This is a genomic window from Sporomusa sp. 246TCP1, from assembly GCF_057319775.1.
On sequence record NZ_CM170492.1, the window covers coordinates 3,078,137 to 3,098,961 of the forward strand.

General features: G+C 43.1%; 25 protein-coding genes and 2 pseudogenes. 7 read left to right on the forward strand and 20 right to left on the reverse strand.

Going from position 1 to position 20,825, the window contains the following annotated elements; translation table 11 throughout:
• Positions 1 to 11 precede the first annotated feature (11 nt).
• The 3 genes and pseudogenes from AC1ECB_RS14615 to AC1ECB_RS14625 form a co-directional block, all read right to left on the reverse strand.
• A complete protein-coding gene (locus AC1ECB_RS14615; RefSeq protein ID WP_485664473.1) occupies positions 12 to 1,964 on the reverse strand; it encodes a DNA polymerase in 1,953 nt (650 codons plus the stop codon).
• Positions 1,952 to 2,485 (reverse strand): NUMOD4 domain-containing protein, encoded by a 534-nt coding sequence (locus tag AC1ECB_RS14620; RefSeq protein ID WP_485664474.1) that lies wholly within the window; start codon positions 2,483 to 2,485, stop codon positions 1,952 to 1,954. The genes AC1ECB_RS14615 and AC1ECB_RS14620 overlap by 13 nt, the downstream gene beginning before the upstream one ends.
• A 62-nt stretch (positions 2,486 to 2,547) precedes the next feature.
• Positions 2,548 to 2,789, reverse strand: a pseudogene (locus tag AC1ECB_RS14625) (ssDNA-binding protein); the annotation flags it as partial.
• Between the two features lie 54 nt (positions 2,790 to 2,843).
• Between AC1ECB_RS14625 and AC1ECB_RS14630 the strand changes: the two are divergent.
• Positions 2,844 to 4,009 (forward strand): IS3 family transposase gene (locus AC1ECB_RS14630; RefSeq protein WP_485669255.1). Its coding sequence is split into 2 segments (ribosomal slippage): positions 2,844 to 3,117 and positions 3,117 to 4,009, totalling 1,167 coding nucleotides; the frame shifts between segments, so codons are not numbered across the junction.
• A 34-nt stretch (positions 4,010 to 4,043) separates the two neighbouring features.
• Entirely contained in the window at positions 4,044 to 4,367 is a 324-nt protein-coding gene (locus tag AC1ECB_RS14635) for a hypothetical protein (RefSeq protein WP_485664417.1), read from the forward strand.
• A 37-nt stretch (positions 4,368 to 4,404) separates the two neighbouring features.
• On the opposite strand, the pseudogene AC1ECB_RS14640 reads toward AC1ECB_RS14635, so the two are convergent.
• The 6 genes and pseudogenes from AC1ECB_RS14640 to AC1ECB_RS14665 form a co-directional block, all read right to left on the reverse strand.
• Positions 4,405 to 4,737, reverse strand: a pseudogene (locus AC1ECB_RS14640) (DUF2815 family protein); the annotation flags it as partial.
• Between the two features lie 2 nt (positions 4,738 to 4,739).
• On the reverse strand, positions 4,740 to 5,873 hold the full coding sequence (locus AC1ECB_RS14645) for a DUF2800 domain-containing protein (RefSeq protein WP_485664475.1): 1,134 nt from the start codon (positions 5,871 to 5,873) through the stop codon (positions 4,740 to 4,742).
• Entirely contained in the window at positions 5,873 to 6,178 is a 306-nt protein-coding gene (locus AC1ECB_RS14650) for a hypothetical protein (protein ID WP_485664476.1), read from the reverse strand. Before AC1ECB_RS14650 ends, AC1ECB_RS14645 begins: the two co-directional genes overlap by 1 nt.
• Positions 6,178 to 6,504: a DUF7768 domain-containing protein gene (locus AC1ECB_RS14655; RefSeq protein ID WP_485664477.1), complete on the reverse strand. Its 327-nt coding sequence runs from the start codon at positions 6,502 to 6,504 to the stop codon at positions 6,178 to 6,180. The genes AC1ECB_RS14650 and AC1ECB_RS14655 overlap by 1 nt, the downstream gene beginning before the upstream one ends.
• 5 nt (positions 6,505 to 6,509) lie before the next feature.
• A complete protein-coding gene (locus AC1ECB_RS14660) occupies positions 6,510 to 6,662 on the reverse strand; it encodes a hypothetical protein (RefSeq protein ID WP_485664478.1) in 153 nt (50 codons plus the stop codon).
• A 78-nt stretch (positions 6,663 to 6,740) separates the two neighbouring features.
• The gene (locus AC1ECB_RS14665) at positions 6,741 to 7,136 is read right to left on the reverse strand and encodes an RNA polymerase sigma factor (protein ID WP_485664479.1); all 396 of its coding nucleotides are present in this window, start codon (positions 7,134 to 7,136) and stop codon (positions 6,741 to 6,743) included.
• 916 nt (positions 7,137 to 8,052) lie between these two features.
• On the opposite strand from AC1ECB_RS14665, the gene AC1ECB_RS14670 reads away from it, so the two are divergent.
• On the forward strand, positions 8,053 to 8,397 hold the full coding sequence (locus tag AC1ECB_RS14670) for a helix-turn-helix domain-containing protein (RefSeq protein ID WP_485664480.1): 345 nt from the start codon (positions 8,053 to 8,055) through the stop codon (positions 8,395 to 8,397).
• A gap of 33 nt (positions 8,398 to 8,430) precedes the next feature.
• On the opposite strand, the gene AC1ECB_RS14675 is transcribed toward AC1ECB_RS14670, so the two are convergent.
• The gene (locus AC1ECB_RS14675) at positions 8,431 to 8,616 is read right to left on the reverse strand and encodes a hypothetical protein (protein ID WP_485664481.1); all 186 of its coding nucleotides are present in this window, start codon (positions 8,614 to 8,616) and stop codon (positions 8,431 to 8,433) included.
• On the reverse strand, positions 8,583 to 8,957 hold the full coding sequence (locus tag AC1ECB_RS14680; RefSeq protein WP_485664482.1) for a hypothetical protein: 375 nt from the start codon (positions 8,955 to 8,957) through the stop codon (positions 8,583 to 8,585). The genes AC1ECB_RS14675 and AC1ECB_RS14680 overlap by 34 nt, the downstream gene beginning before the upstream one ends.
• A gap of 829 nt (positions 8,958 to 9,786) precedes the next feature.
• Here AC1ECB_RS14680 and AC1ECB_RS14685 point away from each other — a divergent pair.
• Entirely contained in the window at positions 9,787 to 10,734 is a 948-nt protein-coding gene (locus tag AC1ECB_RS14685) for a Bug family tripartite tricarboxylate transporter substrate binding protein (protein WP_485664483.1), read from the forward strand.
• 228 nt (positions 10,735 to 10,962) lie between these two features.
• Here AC1ECB_RS14685 and AC1ECB_RS14690 read toward each other — a convergent pair whose 3' ends face one another.
• From AC1ECB_RS14690 to AC1ECB_RS14715, 6 genes are all read right to left on the reverse strand, one after another.
• On the reverse strand, positions 10,963 to 11,646 hold the full coding sequence (locus AC1ECB_RS14690; RefSeq protein WP_485664484.1) for a P-loop NTPase fold protein: 684 nt from the start codon (positions 11,644 to 11,646) through the stop codon (positions 10,963 to 10,965).
• 26 nt (positions 11,647 to 11,672) lie between these two features.
• The gene (locus AC1ECB_RS14695) at positions 11,673 to 12,473 is read right to left on the reverse strand and encodes an ExeA family protein (RefSeq protein WP_485664485.1); all 801 of its coding nucleotides are present in this window, start codon (positions 12,471 to 12,473) and stop codon (positions 11,673 to 11,675) included.
• Positions 12,466 to 13,818 carry a DDE-type integrase/transposase/recombinase gene (locus AC1ECB_RS14700; protein ID WP_485664486.1) on the reverse strand — a complete coding sequence of 451 codons (1,353 nt, stop codon included), beginning with the start codon at positions 13,816 to 13,818 and terminating at the stop codon, positions 12,466 to 12,468. The genes AC1ECB_RS14695 and AC1ECB_RS14700 overlap by 8 nt, the downstream gene beginning before the upstream one ends.
• A gap of 42 nt (positions 13,819 to 13,860) precedes the next feature.
• Entirely contained in the window at positions 13,861 to 14,259 is a 399-nt protein-coding gene (locus AC1ECB_RS14705) for a DUF6431 domain-containing protein (RefSeq protein WP_485664487.1), read from the reverse strand.
• A 417-nt stretch (positions 14,260 to 14,676) separates the two neighbouring features.
• Entirely contained in the window at positions 14,677 to 15,873 is a 1,197-nt protein-coding gene (locus AC1ECB_RS14710) for an IS1634 family transposase (RefSeq protein WP_485669349.1), read from the reverse strand.
• 18 nt (positions 15,874 to 15,891) lie between these two features.
• Positions 15,892 to 16,305, reverse strand: a complete 414-nt coding sequence (locus tag AC1ECB_RS14715; RefSeq protein WP_485664488.1) for a hypothetical protein — start codon at positions 16,303 to 16,305, stop codon at positions 15,892 to 15,894.
• Between the two features lie 284 nt (positions 16,306 to 16,589).
• Here AC1ECB_RS14715 and AC1ECB_RS14720 point away from each other — a divergent pair, with 284 nt between their 5' ends.
• On the forward strand, positions 16,590 to 16,832 hold the full coding sequence (locus AC1ECB_RS14720; RefSeq protein ID WP_485669350.1) for a DUF6431 domain-containing protein: 243 nt from the start codon (positions 16,590 to 16,592) through the stop codon (positions 16,830 to 16,832).
• Positions 16,833 to 16,978: 146 nt separating this feature from the next.
• On the opposite strand, the gene AC1ECB_RS14725 is transcribed toward AC1ECB_RS14720, so the two are convergent.
• The 3 genes from AC1ECB_RS14725 to AC1ECB_RS14735 all read right to left on the reverse strand — a co-directional run bounded on the left by AC1ECB_RS14725 (position 16,979) and on the right by AC1ECB_RS14735 (position 17,821).
• Positions 16,979 to 17,260, reverse strand: a complete 282-nt coding sequence (locus tag AC1ECB_RS14725) for a DUF1294 domain-containing protein (RefSeq protein ID WP_485664489.1) — start codon at positions 17,258 to 17,260, stop codon at positions 16,979 to 16,981.
• On the reverse strand, positions 17,253 to 17,531 hold the full coding sequence (locus tag AC1ECB_RS14730) for a magnesium and cobalt transport protein CorA (protein ID WP_485664490.1): 279 nt from the start codon (positions 17,529 to 17,531) through the stop codon (positions 17,253 to 17,255). The genes AC1ECB_RS14725 and AC1ECB_RS14730 overlap by 8 nt, the downstream gene beginning before the upstream one ends.
• 83 nt (positions 17,532 to 17,614) lie before the next feature.
• Positions 17,615 to 17,821: a hypothetical protein gene (locus tag AC1ECB_RS14735; protein ID WP_021167038.1), complete on the reverse strand. Its 207-nt coding sequence runs from the start codon at positions 17,819 to 17,821 to the stop codon at positions 17,615 to 17,617.
• Between the two features lie 1,133 nt (positions 17,822 to 18,954).
• Here AC1ECB_RS14735 and AC1ECB_RS14740 point away from each other — a divergent pair.
• Together AC1ECB_RS14740 and AC1ECB_RS14745 are read left to right on the forward strand one after the other, a co-directional pair.
• A complete protein-coding gene (locus AC1ECB_RS14740) occupies positions 18,955 to 19,905 on the forward strand; it encodes a Bug family tripartite tricarboxylate transporter substrate binding protein (protein WP_485664491.1) in 951 nt (316 codons plus the stop codon).
• Between the two features lie 278 nt (positions 19,906 to 20,183).
• Complete coding sequence (locus AC1ECB_RS14745) at positions 20,184 to 20,447, forward strand: hypothetical protein (protein ID WP_485664492.1); 264 nt, start codon at positions 20,184 to 20,186, stop codon at positions 20,445 to 20,447.
• Positions 20,448 to 20,825: the final 378 nt, after the last annotated feature.

Sequence of the window (20,825 nt, forward strand, 5' to 3'; positions counted from 1 at the left end):
TCCATCCTTCCTTATTTACAGTAGTAGCTTGAGGAATCCCCGCTAGCGCGAAACTTGAGTCCTGGTGCCCATGATATTGGCTGAGTTACTATCTCTGCCAACTCTTTGGCGCTTCCAAAATTGTCGATAGTTTGGGTGATCAGCTCGTCATGGACAGTCAATAAAATGGGGTAACCTGCCGCTTCGGCCCGTTGCATGGCTTCTGCCAAACAATCTCTGGCTATGGCCTGGATGGCATTTTCCACCAACTTGCCTGAATAGGTAAATTGCTTTCCCCATTTTTTCGTCACGCTGTTTATGCCTTCGAAACTGATAGCATCCCAGCCATAGACGGGGTGAGGCTCAATCCTGACCTTTGGGTACGACAATCGCCGTCCACTTGGTAAATGCATAAAGAGCATGCCACTTTGGACTTTAAAGCCAATTCCTTTTGTTACCGGAACGGACGTTTTTGTAGCGATTGCCTCTCTTGCAGCCTCTTCGAACTGTCTCCAGAACTTTACGATGTTGGGGTTAGCCTCACGCCATCCATATACGATCTCCTTCATTTCGTCTTCTGTCATCTCACCTGGTTTTATGAATTTCTGAATGGCCCCGATACTGCCTTGATAACCACAGGCGAGGCAACCAAGTTTTCCGCGTGCCCTTTCGGCGCTTTCCTTGGTAATGACTGTTACTGACATATCATACATGCGGCTCGCGGTATGCGCATAAATATCACCGCCTGCATAAAACACGTCCATCGCCCAGTTTTCACCTGCGTAGTAAGCTAGAAGCAAAGCCTCAATGGAGTTAAAGTCTACGACATGAAAAATATGACCTTTGTTTGCGATCAAGATGGTTCTAACAAGTTGTGAAAGCACATCTGGCGTACTTTTATATAGCACATCAAGCATTTCGTACTGGCCGGATTTGAGTAGGTTCCGTGCTGTAGTCAAATCTAAGTGGGATAAGGATATACGAGGTAGATTTTGTGGCTGAAAAATACGCCCTGACCATCTTCCGGTTCGAGCCCCATAAAATTGCAAAAGTCCTCGTACCCGGTTATCTTTACAAAAAGCATTTTTTACTGCCGTGTATTTTCTGACAGAGGTCTTGGCCAGTTCTTGCCTTAGTTCCAGCACTCGCTTAACGGTTTTACTGCCCGTCTTTTTCACAAGCTCCGGCACAGTATCTTTCGTCAACTTCTCGGCTTCCAGGCCTTCTTTCTCATAGAGCCAGTTTTTTAATTGATACACACTACCGGGGTTATCTAACCCAGTTAAACGAATGGCTTCTTCTATCGCCTCAGCTTTGTGCTGTTCGTCACAGCGAATGGCATGGTCAACGAGACTGCTATCGACTAAAATACCGCGATCATTAATCTGTTGGTCTAGTGCCCATAACCGCCACTCGTTTTCCGGTACGGGAAACCTTGAAAGCATGGTTCGAACCTGCCGTTCTACTTCCACATCACGGAAGTTATATTGCTTAAACCGTTCCCATTTTTCCGGATCATGGTACGGTAGGTTACGGGTCCTGCCTCCATTTGCGATGGTTGGTTTACAGGGAACACAGAAATATTTGATTAAGTCTTTGCCTTCGGTCAGCTTTCCACCTACCTGCAGCACTGTTGCTACCTTATCAAGACTGGCTGGCAATCCTAAGTACAGCGAATGAACCATAGTGCATTGCCAGGACTCGGCAGATAAGTAGTCTGATAGTCCAAGATACTTTGATATGCAAACTCGTTCAAAAGCAACATTAAACGCAGTTTTAGTAATTGTCGGATCAGTAATAGCAGCAATAATTTCATCCGGTATGACCTCGCCGCTCGCAAGGTCTACAACGTGTATGGGTTCATTATCCACAGCATAGCCAAAGAGCAAAATTTCAAAGTCAGGAGAACCGGCGTAGGGGTAAACTCCTGCCTTTTTTAGTTCCACACTAGAATAGCTCTCAATATCAATACTTAGGAGATCCATGCATAGTACCTACCTAGTTTAATACGAGAAACCGTAGTATCTGACAAACCATAAAGCCGAGCAAGCGTACGACCCTTAATTCCTTGCGAAAGAGCTCTCTTTATCTCACTAGCCTGTTCAAGCGTTAACTTCCGCCAAGCCTTTCCTTGTCGGTACGTATCAAGGATATTCTCTGTTCTGGTTCCATATATGAGATTATCTAGTCTATTGTTTTTGGGATTACCATCAATGTGCCGTACATCTAAGCAATCAGAAGGCTTATCTCCTTGAAATGTTAGCAATATAAGTTGATGAACTGGTTTACCTGAAGTTCCCTTTCCCAGAGTCACACTAACGTGTCCAGATTTACAAAATTGCCCTGGCCTTAGAATTCGCCCCTTCAACTTACGAGTAAAGGGTTTTCCTCCACGCCCAATTTGTGTTATACAACGATCAATACTCCTGATGCGCCCGAAGGTGCTAGCTTGGTATCGGCCTTCATAGCTAGGTATATCTTTCCAAATCTCTTCCATCGTTTTCATATCCATTCCCCTTAAAAAAGTAATAGGTCCGATAGGAAAGCCATCGGACCCTATTTGATTAGCTAAGCTAAAAAGTCATCGTCCTCAGCAGCATCAAAATCGTCTTCTGCTCTGCTGCGTCCGCTAAGAGGTTCGCCGTCAGTCAATTTCTGCAGATTTTGCAAACCGCAAGCTACCCCTTTGTTCCCGTTCTGGTTAAAGGCATAGAAGGTAATGCTTGCTCTACCGTAGCAGCCACTGTACAGTTCGCTCTGTCAAGAATGGGTTTCACATTTTTATCTACGATACCAGGTCGATCTGCCGCGTACCCCGTTTGATGGACAGTAGAAACACATAGTATACTGATATCAGAGAGGGGATAGAAAAGATGAAGCAAGCTAAGAAGTACAGCGCAGAATATAAGATGGAAGCAATTCGACGATTGGAGCAGACGGGTGAATCGGTCGCTAAAGTGGCTGCTGATCTTGGGGTTAATGAAAATACGATGCACGGATGGATAAAGCGGCACCGTGAAAAACCGGTAAATCCTTTTCCCGGCAGCGGCAAGCTCAGCGACGATGATGAAAAGATGCGTAAGCTGGAACGAGAAATTCGTGAGCTGCGGGAGGAAAATGAGATTTTAAAAAAGGCGGCGCAGTACTTCGCCAAGAACCTCAAGTAAAAAGGTTCGAGTTTATCGCAGAACACCGCCATGAATATCGGGTAGCGAAGCTATGTGAAGTGCTCTTTGTTGCAAGAAGCGCTTATTACGCATGGGAAAAACGCCCGGCAAGCAATAGAACGCTTGAAAATCAAGCATTAGCTGAAAAAATCAAAGAAATTCATGAAAGAAAGAATCGGACCTGTGGCAGCCGGAAGATGACCCGGGAACTACGACGACTCGGCAATCATGTAAACCATAAGCGGGTCGAACGAATCATGAAACAAGAAGGAATCCGCTCGAAAGTAGCCAGGAAGTTTAAGGCCACTACGAATTCTAACCATACCCTGCCGGTAGCTGAAAACCTCTTAAATCGTGAGTTCACAGCAGAAAAACCTAATCAGAAGATGGTAAGCGATATTACCTATGTATGGACTGAGGAAGGTTGGCTATATGTTGCTGGAATAATGGATCTTTGCGGACAGAAGATAGTAGGCTTATCTATGGGGGATAGAATGACGAAAGAACTAGTGATAAACGCTTTGAAGAGCGCTTATTTTCGGGTGGGCCGGCCAGAAAACGTATTACTTCATTCGGATCGAGGCAGCCAGTACTGCTCCCACGACTACCAAAAGCTGCTGAAAAGATATAAGTTCACTTGCAGTATGTCGCGGAAGGGAAACTGCTGGGACAACGCGCCAATGGAGTCATTCTGGGGGAAAATGAAATACGAATGGCTCAATGAGCATCGGTTTAAGACAAGAGATGAGGCAAGAGCTGCCGTCTTTGAATATGTTGAAATATTTTACAACCGACAGCGCTTGCATGAAACCAACGGCTATCTAACTCCGGAAGAATATTATTCAATCGCCTTGGCGGCGTAGGCAATTGTGCAAAACATTGCGAATGTAGAGACTGATGATTGTAGTGACTATAAACATCGGCTGTAGTGACTATATTTCACAAGAGGTTGTTATCATGTTTATACGAACAATAAAACGCAAGCTCAAAACCGATACGGCGTTTGATTTCAAGCTACTTGAATCTTATCGTCAGGCCGGATCGCCTCCCAAGCACAAGTTTATCAAAGGTTGGACGATAAAGAAGTCGGACATTTGGGCCATGGGCGACATATTCGTAGACGACATAGAATTTGATCTCGATTTAGCCGGGATGAGTCGTAGCGAAATCAGGAAAATTATCGCGTCGATACGAAAAAAGTTAGTGACTTTGTTGAAATAATGAGCATGGCTTTGAGATATTGAGAAATTCTTGGGTTTTTCCTGTCTATTTTGCGGGGGACGCCCCAATCTTTACTGTTAGCGTTGATAAAGCAGCAATCCTTGTAGGCCTCATCATCTGGGCGGTCCACGTCACCGTCCCGGAGCGGAAGCTTTAAGCTAGCCGGGACTTTTCCGCCGAACTTGGAAACGCCGTCTTTCTTTGCCTGTTCGATTGCAGCCTTGATGTCAGCGATAGTCTTTGTATCAACCTTTGGTACGATAAGGGACACACTGTACTTCTCATCGCCACCGTTGATTGACTTCGGCTCCCATACATTTGCGTAGCTAAATCTCACTTTGCCTGTAACCACTTTGGTTGTATTTTCCATAATTAAATTTCCTCCTTGAAATCCGCTATTGCGGTATTAAATTCCGGACGCTTGTCCGATATTGGCACTAAGGATGGTTTTCCTGAAGGTCTTTGAATAAAGTTACCTAGCAAGCCATTGAACTGCTTTTTTCCTAGCAGTTTCTCCATCGCTGTTATGCCGAGTAAATCTTTGGTGAATATATCGCTCTCACTATAGGTACCTGTTGCCAGCAGCACCTCAGCCACTTTAGCCTCGTCTGCGTATTTGCGATTACTCCTACCCTCAACAATTTTAAAGCCCGGCCATTGCCTCCCGCTCTTTACTGCTTCCGTGAGTGCATAAGCTCTTACATCATCTACCCATGCGGCAATTACTTCAGCCCTAGACAGCACTTCAGCAATTTCATAATCTGTTAGCAAAGTTGGTTGCTTAAAATCATGTTTTGCCAATTCCAGATGACACTCGGCTCTAGCCCGGCAGGTCTGCCTGGCTCGGCAAAAACGGCAATGCGCTCCAGGCGCAAACTCACCTTCCCCTTTAAAAGCAAGTTCTGCCTTGGGGCGAAGTTCAGTTTCAGCCCAGTAGATAAGCTCGTCCACTGGTACCTCGCAAGTAGAGATGTTATCAAGTCGTGGTTGGCATATTGTCATGCGAACCGTCTGGATATCGTACAGACTATCAAAAAGCGCTAAGGCTCCAAGCGCGTAAAGTTTCATCTGCGGATTATCCTCTGCGGAAACAGGTACCCCTTTGCCATGTTTGTAATCAATTACATCCAAGGTATGATCTGCTACAATCACGAGGTCGCCAGTTCCAAAACCTTCTTGCACATACTCGGAAAAGTCTAGCTTTTGCTCGATTAACACGATTGGATCTTTACACCTTGCATGTGCCTCAGTGATTAATTCACTCACAAAATCCACATACACATCGGTGTAGCACTCTAAATCCTCACCATCAAAGTCACTGACTGGCCGTTTGGATGGTTGTCCTAAAAACAAACGGAGCTTATGCTCAGCCAGTTCATGGGCGGCAGTTCCTTCTTCAGCAAAAACGCTGGTCACATTTTCGAATGTTTCCTCTAATCTTGCTGAAGGAGTGCAATGCAGCCAGCGGTGAGAACTGGACGCAGATAATAGTGCGTGTTTGGCCACTAGAGCACCTCGGCTTCTTTAAGCAGTTCTGCATAGCAGGCAGGATCAATATCTGTTAACTTCTTGGCTCCGAACTTTGTGATAAGGGCTTTGACCTCTGGCTGTTTTCCGGACTGCGATTTTTCAGCAAGGATAGCTCGTATTCTTTCAATAGGGATTGGTTCCGGCTTTGGCGCTTCCGCTTGGGCTTGCTCAACCTTGGGTATATCCCCAGATGCTTGTGCTTCCTTGGCGTAAGCCTCAATACGAGCGGCAAGATTGCGTAAGTCCGCTGCTATTTCAAGGGCCAGTGTTTGTTTGCTCATCAATTGGCAACCTCCTCACACTTGTCCGTAAAGTAGCGAATTGGAATGTTCAGTTCCTTGGCTACTTCCATTTCTGCCAGCATCCCTTCCGATATCCTGTTGCCAAACGCCCATACTTCTGAACAATACTTTAGTAGTTCTAACCCCATTGTTAGCCCTATTTCCCTTTCCTCCGGTATGGTATCATCCAGGAAACCAGTAAACATGGCGTGCGGAGCGATTGGTACAACCGAATGTTTGACCGCAAATCGACAATAGTCATTTGCTTTGCGAATATTTCGTTCAAAATCACCTTTCAGGGGTGAACAAATGTAGATAAACTTCATAAAAATTACTTCCCCATTTCTTTCAGTACTGGCTTAAACATTGCGTCTAAGTACGCTAGTGTCGCTTTTCTTTTTGCTTCTTTGTCTTCTGGCTTTTGATCTGTGATAACAATTGATGCTGGACTGCAACTGGAAATCGTGATCGTGATGGTTTTCATAGATGTTGCCTCCTTCATTTTTGAGGCTCTTAAAAGTGCCTCTATATATAAGCAGTGGGAAACATCAATTCGGGGGGTCTATTTTGAAAAATTTTTAAGTTTTTTATAGATCCGCTTTAAGCGATCACGAATCGACGACTCATCAACACCTTCAGCACGAGCAATCTCGGAGATTGACTTGCCTGTGAAAAATACTTTTTGAATCAATTCACGTTGCTGAGGGAGAAGCTTGTCTAGTGCATTATGTAATGCCTCTGTTGTTTCTTGCTGTTCAATGAAAAAAGGAATATCCATACTCTCGTCGGCAAGTTGGATGCCTTTATTTTCCAGTGCCTCAACCGAATTGTGCTTGTTAGTCTCGCGCCGGTTGCTGCGATAAATATCTCTATCGATTTGGACCATTACCTCCCCGATGTTGTCTTCCACCTCAATTTCTACAATCTCACCAGTTACAAATTCATACTTGATTTTCATTTAGTGCTCCTTTCATCTAGCCGGATAGCTAGAAAAAAGGCAGCACTAAATAAGCCCTGAAAAGTCAAATAAAAAAAGGCCCAAAGTATCGCTTTTCTAGCAATACCCCGGCCTTGTGGTGGCTTTAGCGCCCCTAAGTGGCTCAGTCAGTATTAATCTTTATTAAATTTTAAAAACGCCTAATAAAATTACTAGTTAAGTAACATAATTGCTATGGTCATCAGTGCTCGTTCTCTTATTTACTTAGCATCAACTTTATTCTTTCGACTCAAAGGTGGCATTAGTGTTGCCAACAGTGTCCCGTAATCAACCATTGATATTCTCCTACATCTTACACAAGGCACCGAAGCGTGCCCCCTGGCGTCTGAGTATGCAAATACAAATTCCTTGCCACATGCTGGACAGGGAATCACACCTTTAATATCCATCTTTATCATATCTTCCATTATCGTCCTTCCTATCACTAATCAGGATTAGCTAAGAGAATACTATCTTAGAACCCAACTGGAAGTGATTCGATATAAACCCCGACACTATACTATATTTGGCGCCGTTATGTACCTCCTTGCTGCGCTTATTTATTTACCACAATAGCTACGAATTTCATCATTTGCATACTACTATATAGTTGTTCAAATTAACTAGACGACTTCCAGCAGGCAAACCAGGGACACCAATGTCTAGTAGTTGCTGCTTCAAAAGCTCTTTCCTTTTTCGTTATACGTTTTAGTAGTATGCGGAAGCATAGTTAGTTTTGTTAACATAATCACAAACTCTATGTCCAAATTATAATACTAGATTTAATATTTCGTCAATAGATATTAGTCTGGTATTATATTCCCTATACCTTGCGCTATAACAAGAGTATAATATAACTAAAGTGATAATTGTACAAACACGGTAGGGAGGGAGAAGGATGAAGTTTCTTGGGCATAAATTAAAAGAGCTTCGTAAAGCCAAAAAGCTCACAATGGTGCAGCTTCAAGAGTTGACCGGCGTAAAGCAAAGCACTATTTCCCTTTATGAAAACGGAAAGCTGTTTCCAGCAACAGAAACAGCCGCGAAGTTTGCCAAGGCTTTAAAGGTTGATATGTATTACTTTTACATGGATGAAGCCGTCCTTCTTAAGTGCGCCCTGGGTGACGGCGAAAAGACGGCCTATGCGGTAATGAAAGCACGCGCGGAAAAGGCGAAGGTTCCGGTCGAAATGCTAATGTCAATTATCGAAGCGTGGGAAAAAAAAGAGGCCGAAAAAGACTAAAAACCAGGATACGGCAATCGGCGTCCTGGTTTTTTATCTCTCTTCGCCGCGCATCATGGCAAGCAAGGAGTCTATATCCATTTTTTTAGGTAGCGGTTTGCTGTTTTTATATATGACATCGAAGCGGTCTAAGTCGTTTAAAACCCCTTTTTCCAATCCAGCAATGGTCAAATCTCGTATGTGGCCTATGCCGCAAATGATAACACTGCGCTCCGGCATCCAGACCCACCTGTGGCCTTCGAGACGACGAAAAACACCTGTAATGGAACATTAGGCTCGCCCAATTTGTGAATAGTGTTCTCGTTTGCGTTTTCCACAGCTCGCGCCATTTCTTCTTCTGTTGGGCTTTCAAATTCATGGTCAGGACAGTCCTCGTAATAAATTCTGATCTGATCCATGGTCCAGATTAGATGTTTTTCAATTGCCTCGTCCAAAAAAGCAAGGATTAGCGTTTTATCACAAACGATATCTCCATGCTTCAACTTCAGCCAGCCGAACGGCATATCTGGTATATCCCGAAAATATAAACGGAACGAATCCTGTGGAATTTCGATATTCACGACATAACACCTCCGCACTTTATTGTCTCCTGTGGGATTCTAATAAATTCCACAAATTTCGGTTTTAATGATGCGGCTTAGCAAACATTGTCCACCAACCCCAAACTCGGCAGAAGGCAAAAAAAAATACCCAGCTTAGTGCTGGGCCAAAAAAGTGATGTACAATTTGACATCTAAATTATATATCTTCATGGTTGTATTATCAATCATGCTATACTTTTTTAAACTTTATCTTTTAGTCCGATTCATACTATTTTTAGATCTTGATATACTGGCACTGGCCGTTGCTCGTGCTTTTTTTGATACTACTGCGTATGAGTCGGTCTACGTAAAACCCGGAGATACCGTTTGACAAATTACCAATAAATACACTATAGATAAAGACGATGTCCGGGAAGTCATTTATGAGATTCGTCGGATAAATAAAATAGATAATAACGCGAGTATTTATCCTGGGCAAGCTTTGAAAGTGCCGGTAATCGTAAGCAATGATTTATTAGCAAAAATAAGATATCTACCAGAAAACACACAGCATCCCTGTATTTCTATGTCTCACAGATACCATTAGCCGTCTAACACGGCTATTTATTTTTTTGTCAAAAGCAGGAATTTAATGTTATTTTGTGGTATTAATTATAATATTACACAATTTTATAAGAAATAAACAATTACAAGAGGTGATGCCAACTAAGCAAATCCCCAAGAAAAAGCATCATTCCATGATGCCACTATGAGAGGAGATGGGACTAGGCTAGTGAATTTAAAACGGATTTTACTTATCGGAATTACCAGCCTATTAGGCATGACAATCACACTAGGAGGTTGTAGCATGGGAGCAAAAGAAAGTATGGTTGCTGAAAAATATCCGGAAAAACCCATTACGATAATCGTACCGTTTACCGCCGGTTCAAGCTCAGACATACTGGCAAGGGCGCTGGAAAAGTCAGCCTATAAGCATCTGGGCCAGCCGCTGGTGGTAGTCAATGTGCCTGGCGGCGGAGCCACCATCGGCATGAATGAACTTGCTGGCGCCAAACCTGATGGCTATACAATTGGAATGGTTGGTACGGGCGTAATATTGCAACCGCTTTATGGGCAGACAAGATACCATTATCCTTCTGCCTTGGAACCTTTGGTTAATGTTGTATCTTCACCTGTAATGCTGGCTACTCTTGCTGATAAACCATGGAAAAACTTGAGTGAATTAGTTAGCTATGCCAAGCAGCATCCTGGTGAAATCAAGGTTGGTCATTCAGGACTGGGTACGTCAGTGCATATTACGGAAGAAATGTTTGCCAAAGAAGCCGGTATTACGATCAAGCAAGTGCCGTTCCGGGGTGGATCGGAAGCTATTGCGGCTCTCTTGGGCGGGCATGTGCAGCTTATTGGAGTATATAATCCGGCGGCTTTAAAAGAACATGTAAAAAGCGGTACTATCAGAATACTGGGAGTTGCAGAGGAAAATAGATTAACTCTCCCAGGCTTTGAGAATGTGCCAACCTTCAAAGAACAGGGAATCAATGTTGCTTTCAATTTTTGGAGTGGACTTGCAGCCCCCAAAGAAATGCCGCTAGCCGAAAAGGCCAGACTGATATCCGGACTAAGGGAAATGGTCAATGACCCTGAATTCAAAGAGAATATGGAGAAACTGGGAATGTCAGTCCATTATCTAGGGCCAGAGGATTTTGGTGACAGATGGATAGCCGATAATAAAAAATTATCGAAAATAGTAAAAGAGACCGGAATTGCAGAACTTATTGCGGCTCAGAAAAACTAATCGTTGGCGTGGAGAGATATAATCTATCTGCTTAAAAATGTGATCACCGCAGAATAGTAGCCATATTAACTGGCTATTACTTTGCGGTGTTTTTATTTTTTGTGTATTATTGCTGAGCAAAATTTGTTGCCGATAACTCCGTTCTCTACAAGTCAGGAACCATCACCTGGATTATACTTGTCTTCCTTTGTCCCCGTGAGTCACAATCTCGATAATCGGCAAAACGAATTAGTAAAATTTCGTTGTCAGGCGGAACCGTCCCGATTGACATTTATCATTACTAAATTTTCGTATCTTTTTATGAAATGTTTCTAATCCTTTTTCTTCAGTTTCTATATGTTGTACTAAATCTTTGAGATTAAATTTTAAAAATCCACAATCTAATACAAAGCTTTTAGATAAACCGTATAAAATTGAAATTAATATTTCCCTTGTACTTTTAATATTTGTTTCATATTTACTTGTATTAACACTTTCATACATAACATCAAAAAGCGATAATGATAAATTTATGTCTTTTTCATACTTCCAAGCTTCAAAGAAAAATGTTTTGAATTCCTGTTTTTTATCAAGTTTATTTTTCATCCATTTTATTAATGATGTTTTCCCTTGTCCCCAAGAACCATATAATGCAATCATCTGTATCTCTGCACTAGGATGATTTACTATATTTTGCAAAAAATCAATAATCATTTTTCCTTTTGTAATACTTCCAAAATAATCATTATCGTCAAGTTGTTCTTGTGGTCTGTTCGCTTTAAATAAGCTAAATATAGCATCTCCCACTACTTCCACCGCCTCTGCTAATTTGTATTTGATGTTGCTGCTCGCAGGTTTTGTCCTTGCCTTGCCCAAGACATTTGCCAAAACCTGCTCATATATTTTGCCGCATAACGGCTTAAAATTTGGCACCTTGAAAGATGCCAAGCTTTAAGCCGTTATGGAAGCTCGCTTTCAATAACCATATGAACCATGTGGTCATCAATAAGCTTCTTGTTTCGCTGGGCTGCGCTCAATAAACTGTGTGTGCAAACTTTATTGATTGCCCTAGCAGATCCGGCTGAATAATTGTAGATTTCATCAAGTGCTTTATCTGTAAAGATTTCTTCGCTGCCATCGGCGTAGGCCAGATGGGCATGCACATAGGCTTCTGTCTGCGATCGGTCAAACGCCGGCAGCTCACATTTCAGGTCGATTCGTTGGCGAACAGCAGCATATGTCTGCAAGTTCAACTTGCCCCAAAGTTCGTTCTGCCCTACGAGGATGAGCGCCATTGGATTGAGTGAATCCATCTGGTAGTTCAGCATGAACCGTATCTCTTCCAATGTCTCGCGCTTTAAGAGATGTGCTTCATCGACGATGGTGACGACTTTCTTATGTTTCGCCTGCCGGATATATTCGAGCTGCTGATGCAGGCTGAGCTTGGCATCACCGCGATAGAATTTCGGCTCAGTTCCAAGCTGTTGCAGCAGGCCATTGTAGAACCAGCGCGGCGTGAGCTGGGAATCCGAAAGATACAGCACCAGATAGTTCTCCGGGTTCAGACTGCCCGCGAGCCTCCGGATAAGGGTTGTCTTGCCGCAGCCGACCGTAGCCGTTACTACGGCAAAGAGTTGCTGATCTGCCGCATAACATAAGCGGCCAAGACCTTCGCTCACGGCATCGGAGAGATACAGGCAATCCGTTGGAATGCGATTGGTAAAGGGCGTATGCTTCATTGAAAAGAATTCTTCATACATGAGCATTCAGCTCCTTTGCCATGCTGCGAAAGCTCGTGGCGACAGGTGCTGGGTTATGCACCTTGGCAGACTGCTTGTCCAGACCGGTGAGCAGCCGCGAATTCTCCGCTGAGATAGGCTGTGTCACTTCCGGGAAGAGCTTCGTCTGGCCGCAGTTCTCACCAATCTGCAGCCGCTTGGCCTTGAAGGCAGAAAAATCTTTATGGTGGATCTCTACCTCGTCTTTCCAGGTTGCATCGTAGAAAACATCGATTTTTCGACCAACCAGTTTCAGACCAACCTCATATTTCTGGCCGTCAAAGCTGATGCAGCCTGCCTTGTCTACCTCGCGGACCTCCGTGTGTAGGAAGGCTTCCCGGCAGGCATCGATGTCCGGAAAGGAAAGCGGGCGCTTATCCGTAAGATAGGCCGTCTCTGGCGAAACACCTGAGAGCCCGGCGTGCGAATCTTTATGATACTTCTCCTTGAGCCATACAGCGAGATAGTGATTTAATTCTTCCAAACTGTTTGGTTTCTGCAGGGCAATCTCTGCCAGAAAAGAATCCAACCGATGGTTAAAGGCCTCAATTTTTCCTTTTCCCTCCGGGTGATACGGCTTGGCATGCAAAAGCCTGATGCCAAGCCGAGCACAAGCCTTTTGAAGCCAATTGCTCCGATACTGTTTACCGTTGTCAACATAGATGGCCTCGGGTTTTCCGTAGGTGAGGATGGCTTCTCGCAGCGTATCTTCAATGATATCTACCTTCTGATTGGTGTAGAACCTAGCACTGACGACGAAGCGCGTCGCATCGTCAATCCAAGCGGCCAAATACGTCTGCTTCTTCTGGCCGTCTTTGCCGACCGGCAGATACGGCCCGTACTTGATATCTCCCTGATACAACATGCAGCGATGGGATTTCGAAAAACGGCGTGAAGCCGCGTCGTGTTTGGCATACATCCGGATTTGGCGCATGCCGAAGCCCTCTTTCTGCAGATGCCGCTGCAATGTGCTGCGGCTCAAAGAGCCTTTCTCTGCAACACCTTCCAGCTCAAGAATTTGGATGATGTCCCGCACACTTCTGGTCGGACATTCCCGGCGAAGCGTGATGGCCGCCTCTAAAATTTCAGCATAATTTTCTGGCAAAACGGATACAGTCTTCGGACAGGTCTTCTTCGGCTTCAGCCCGGCAAAGCCCGTTGACTGGTAAGCTTTAAGCCAACGGCCAATGGTGCGATAGGATTTACCACAGTGCCAGGATACCTCCTTTTGTTTCTCGATACGCAAAACCGGATCTAAGGCGGCATCGAGCAAAGGACTGATGATCTCAAACCTTGCCGCAGCCACATCTTCCATAGATTTTTTCATAAGGTTCAGCTCCCTTCATCTGTATAAGGCGAGCATACACCTTCAGCCGGACGGCGTGAACGCAAAGCAGGTGGGTAAATGAATACCGGAAGAAATAAGTATTCGGTTGACAATAGTTAACCATCGGCGGATGGATTTTTGTAATTTCTCCAGTAAGAATTCACCGAACAAAGGGCACTTCCTGTGCCTGGCGGCATAAAGCAGTGTCTCTAGATACGGGGCAGCGTGCCGTAACGCGGCCTGCCATCTGCGGATGGTGGAATCTTCAACCGGACAGGTAGAAAGTGTCTTCTCCTCCATGACCTGCTGGATGACCATGGCTTCATAGTGCTTGTAGGGCTGAACAAAGCTCGGTAGCTGAGTATGCAGGCGATGACAGTTGCTACAAAACCCCCTTGGCACAAGCAGTCGGACCTTGATGCCGCATCGGAGGCGAACCATACGAAGATGATGGTCGTAGCCGGAAAGCGGCTTACCGCAGCACGGGCAGATGGAAAAATCCTTACTGGTAACAAAAAATATGCGATTGAGGATTGAATTTTATCTCGTAACGTGATAGTATAACCATGCTATTTATTGGCAGCCACGCTACGAGGACTTGTTCAGGGCACTCGCAGCGTGGCATCTTTATTTCACCCCGGTACCAGTTGATAACTGGAATTATATACCGGGGTAAGAGACAATTCAAGAGAGCAATTCCATACTGCCATGGACAAAAGCCGCGGGCAAGGCATGGTCAAAGGAAGTTAGCGGCTACAATTTGACTTTCGACATATAATGAGTAAAATCCTATACAGACAAAAAAGACTCTGCCATTATAGCAGGTCTATAAAATTCAAAACCATTTTCCATTATAACCTATCCTCCCGGACAAACATAACGAGGAGGAGTTACACCCATATTTTTATATAACTCAATCTGCTTCTGCGTTATTTCGCTAACCCTTAACTCATGGCCTGGTTGTTCATAGCACTCAATAACATCAAATTCATCCAAAAGTTCGTGCATTGTGTGCTTTTTGAATAAATTTTTATCTTCCATCTGTTTCTTTATATAAGCGAGATAGATCAAGGCCACAAATGCCACGAAAATCTTGCCCTCTAAACTTTCTTCGGAGGAAACCAGGGTTCGTCTGAAATTAAGTCGCTCTTTCAAGTTCCCAAAGTTTTTTTCAATAAGATCTTTGTTGCGATATATCTCAAGCGCCAAAATAGGTTCCTTCACTTCATTGCTTACTAATGCAAAATATCCATAGCATTTTTTGTTTTTTTCCAAAGCATCCTGTTTGATGGAAACTTGAATTCCTCGTTTTGGCGTGCTCTTTATATTGAAATAGGTCTCATATTGTTTTTCATGGTCTGCTTTTCTTTTACCCTTTAGCAGTTCGTCTCGCAATGATAAAATCCTCCGGTTAAATACGCGTTCGTCATCCACTGCCTTCTCTGGATTATAGAAGAGGTGCAAGTACATTCTGCGCTTATCCTTGAGGATATCACCTTTATATGGACGTTTCTGCGAATAATTCCATTTGATGGGCACCACATAGGCATATAAATCATATTTTTCCGAATAATGTTCTAAATTACGGATGGAATCACTGATCTTTTCAACCTCTGCACTGACAAATTTCAGTGACAGTTTTACACCGATCAAAAATTTCTGATGATCGTGATAAAGGGCATTGATGTTCTCTTCACTATAGAATCCTCGATCCATAACTAGATTGATTCTGTCATAGCCAAGAAAGCGCATGTCAGCCAACAGGTTTTTCACCGTCTTCGCATCCGAAATGTTGCCTGGAAGCTTCCTATAATAAAACGGTAGATTGGACTTCTCTCCAAAAAGGATGGCAATGTTGATTTGTGGCAGTAAGTCATGATCTTTATTATGACCGTATTTCACTTCCTTCAGAAGTTCCGACCAACTGGATATCGAAGTTGTATCATACGCCCAAAATTCTTTCTCTACACGCCGCTTTCCCTGCAGGATGAAAAACTTTTCCTTTGCTTCTTCCGTAATGGATGCAAACAGCTCGCTACTTCTTTGCGACGAGATATTCTCGCCATAAGGATGTCAGTGCATTCTTGACCATTTTAAGAATCGATAAAGCGGGTTCTTATCTTCAAGAATGAGGTAATAGGCAATGGACAGGATTTGACGCCAAGTATCAGGGAAACATTTTCTGAGATCTTCCGTAACACCAGACATATTTCCAATTTCGTCGAATAGATAAGTTGCTCCATAATAGGATCTTGTGATGGCGGTAATGGAGAAGGGGCCAATCTTAGGCTGTGTAAGTATCTCTGGTCCAGGCGTTTTAGCTGCTTTTTTGCGTGTCGACACGATTTGCCCGGTTTCGGGATCGACTCTACCAATTAACTTACGTTTTGCCCGTGACTGCTGCTTTTCTGTGTCCCAATAAGATATGGACTCGTATGCATAAGTAATCCCCGTACGCTTATCTTTCTGATGAACAATCGCCGGCAATTCAACCACCACCTCGTTATGTTTATTATATAACATAACGAGGTATAACTCAAGAGAAAAGTGGCTTAAACACCGATATTTACTAGCTTTCTAGCATGTTCATCGTTATGTTTTTCGGGAATCCAGGTTATAAGTGTATAATGCCAGTATTAGCTGATACCGGGGTGAAAATGAAAAAACCACGGCTAGGATCCCTCAATCCCGTACCGTGGTTACAAAAATAAACAACATGGTCATACTATCACGTTACGAAAAACATTTCAATAGGAATACTTTCAAGTAAGATTCTTTCCGTCTGTCCGTGTTGCAACGGCCCGCTTTCTTGTCATGACCACCGACTTCGTTACGTCACTCTTCGCTGCGGTATTCGCGTTGCGCTTTTGGTGCCTCGCGGATATTGCGCTACATGTCATCGGCTGCACACTGAACTGCCAAGTTCTTTACAGATAAAGCCATTGACGAAATCTACAAATATTCATCTGGCGCCTTCCGTTCCATCAACAAAGTCTGTATGCACAGCTTACTGAGTGCGGCACAACGAAACAAAAGGCTTATTGATAACCATTTGATTCATCTCGTCATCGAGAGTGAACTTCCATAACGGCCTAAAAATGTCGGGCAGATTTTGGCACATGTCGCGAGCAAGCACGGACAAAACGGCGAGCAGCTACACTTAGGCTATTAACTTCACGAAAAAATATCCAACAATAAGATTAAGCAAACATAACACTGGTATGCCTATAGTAAATAATCGATGGCGTGTCTTATGGCGGAAAACGTGCATGCCAAGCAAAATCCCTGACGCTCCAAAGGCTGCAGCACAAACGAAAAAAGTTTGCTCACGGATGCGCCATTCATTCCTGCGAGCCCGGCGCTTGTCCAGCATAACCATCAGAAATGTAACTAAATTCCATAGAATGAATAGCGCAAACAACGGCGGAAAGCTGCTAATCATATCGCCGGTCCCCTTTATCACTTATCTTGCTGCCGTTGAATAAAAATCGTAGAACAGTTAATATTTCAGAAGGTCTCATGTTTTCTTCGAAGCCTAACTCTTTAAACTCTGCCCAGACGCTTTTTTGCAATTCTGGTGAAACCGCCGATAGGCTCCGAATTTCAGAAACAACAGCTTTGATTTCGCTATTATCCATTAACTCAAGGATACTTTGGCCTTTTTTCACGCCAAGCATCATAAGAAAAACAGCCACCTTTTTTACCGGTAACAAAAAGACTACCTCCCGGAAAATTTAATAGCAGATGATAAACTGCACCCCATAGGTAGCTCGTCGCCACCTATGGGGTCTCACTTTTACAATATTTCGTTGGAAGTGATCTGTACGGAAAAGTCACCTTTACTTGTCCGTTTAATGACGCCCTTCTTACCGGCACCATCATCAACCGTTATGGCCTGTAAGTTATGAGCCATCATAAAGTTAAGTGCATCCTGCTTTACGAAAGCTTCCCAACTCACCTTTTTTGAATTAGCTTGTTCTTCTTTTATTACATCTTCTGTCATAATTAATCTCTCCCTTTTCTACATGATAATGCCAGTAACATCCCGCCCTAGGCAGAACTTTATTGCTGACATCATTTTCGGCAACCACTGAAAAAATCACTAGTATTACCAAAAAAGTCCACTATCTCTTTTCGCCAATAAATAGCTTATTTCCTTTCACTTGTTTCAAACAAGCAAAAATGTTGACAAGAGTCATAATCAATATGGTCAAACATAAGGCAAAGGAAACAGGACGAACCGTCACCTTGTATCCTCCAGATGTATATATTGCAAAAGTGCTTCCGATGAATTGGAATGCACTGTCAATTAAACAAAATAAGCACGTTGTTAGCATCTCGCGCCCCCCGTGCTTATTTTGTTTAATTGTAATTATTTCAACAAAAGGTCAAAATTTCCTGCAAAAAATTACCTGTATATTCCCGTGCGAATTCGACTTAATGCACTTGTGACTAATCCGTTAAAAGTATGCAATTCACTGATATATATGTAGGATTGCAGACTTTTTTAAAGCATAGTTAAAATGTTCCTTGTATTATAATAAATACAACAGTTTCGAAGGAAATGTATCGTTTGCTACTCGTATTCCGTTGCTCGTGCTTTTTTTGATACTATTACATACTAGTCGGTCTACGTAAAACCCGGAGATACCGTTTGACAAATTGCTGCTAAATACACTACAGATAAAGACGATGTCCGGGAAGTCATTTATGAGATTCGGTGGATAAATAAATTAGATAATAACGCGCGTGCTTATCCTGGACAAGCTTTGAAAGTGCCGGTAATCGTAAGCAATGATTTATTAGCAAAAATAAGATATCTACCAGAAAACACACAGCATCCCTGTATTTCTATGTCCCACAGATACCATTAGCCGTCTAACACGGCTATTTATTTTTTGTCAAAAGCAGGAATTTAATGTTATTTTGTGGTATTAAATATAATATTACACAATTTTATAAGAAATAAACAATTTATAAGAGGTGATGCCAACAAAGTGAATCCCCAAGAAAAAGCATCATTCCATGATGCCATTATGAGAGGAGATGGAATCCGGCTTAATGAATTCAAAACGGCTTTTATTTATTGGAATTACCATCCTATTAAGCATAACAATTATGTTAGGAGTTTGTGACATGGGAGCAAAAGAAAGTGCATCTGTAGAAAGATACCCAGTTAAGCCAATTACGATAATCGTGCCATTTGCTGCTGGCGGGAGTACCGACATGCTGGCGCGGGCACTAGAAAGGTCGGCACTAAAGTATCTGGGGCAACCTCTGATTGTAGTCAATATGCCCGGTGGTGCAGCCACCATCGGCATGAACGAGCTTGCTGGTGCCAAACCCGATGGTTATACAATTGGCGTTGTTGGTGTTGGCGCAATATTGCAACCACTCTATGGCCAGACAAGATACCATTATCCTACTGCTTTAGAGCCGCTAGCTAAGGTTACATCTTCGCCTACAATAGTGGCCTGTCTTACTGACAAACCATGGAAGAATTTAAATGAATTAGTCAGTTACGCTAAACAGCACCCAGGTGAAATCAAGTTTGGACATAATGGTTTGGGCACAGCAGTACATGTTACAGCAGAAATATTTGCTAAAGAAGCTGGTATTTCTATCAAACAAGTTCCTTTCCGGGGTGGTGAACCAGAGTCTTTGGCGGCTCTCTTAGGCGGTCATATTCAGCTTATTTTTGCATATAATCCAGCGGCTTTAAAAGAACATGTAGAAAGTGGTACAATCCGAATACTGGGAGTTGCCGAAGAGAATAGATTAACCATTCCTGGTTTTGAGGATGTGCCAACCTTCAAGGAACAGGGAATCAATATTGCTTTCAGCTTTTGGAACGGAATCGCCGCTCCCAAAGAAATGCCGCTTGCTGAAAAGGCCAGATTGGCAGCAGGGCTAAGGGAAATGGTCAATGACCCTGAGTTCAAAGAGAATATGGAGAAACTGGGAATGTTAGTCCAGTATCTAGGGCCAGAGGATTTTGGCGATAGATGGATATCCGATAATAAAAAACTATCGAAAATAGTAAAAGAGACCGGAATTGCAGAACTTATTGCGGCTCAGAAAAACTAATCATTGGCGTAAAGAGATATAATCTATCTACTAAAAATGTGATCACCGCAAAATAGTTGCCATGTTAACTGGCTATTACTTTGCGGTGTTTTTATTTTTTGTTGTATTATTGTTGAGCAAAATTTGTTGCCGATAACTCCGTTCTCTACAAGTCAGGAACCATCACCTGGATTATACTTGTCTTCCTTTGTCCCCGTGAGTCCCAATCTCGATAATCGTCATTACAAATTAGTGAAATTTCGTTGTCAGGCGGAACCGTCCCGGTTGGCATTACGAACATGTTTAAAATTGCCGGTAAACCAAACCGAGCGATGACCCCAGAAGTCAAACTAGCTCCTGTCTGGGTCGACCGAAAAAATGACTACAGGCGCCATAAAGAAAAACAAAAAATCCGTCGTTATTCCGATGAATATGGAATACGGCGGATTTTTTGTTATCCTTACCGGCAATACATCATGTGTACTGCATTAATGATACTGCGCACCCAAACATTGTCCACCAGCCTCAAACCCGGAAGAAGGCAAAAAAAATACCCAGCTTAGTGCTGGGCCAAAGAAAGTGAATTAAATTTGACATCTAAATTATATATCTTCATTGATGTAATTTCAATCATGCTATACTTTTTTAAACTTTATCTTTTAGTTCAATTCATACTATTTTTAGCTCTTGTTATATTGGCACTGGCTGTTGCTCGTGCTTTTTTTGATACTACTGCGTATGAGTCGGTCTACGTAAAACCCGGAGATACCGTTTGACAAATTGCTGCTAAATACACTACAGCTAAAGACGATGTCCGGGAAGTCATTTATGAGATTCGGTGGATAAATAAATTAGATAATAATGCGCGTGCTTATCCTGGACAAGCTTTGAAAGTGCCGGTAATCACCGCAGAATAGTAGCCATATTAACTGGCTATTACT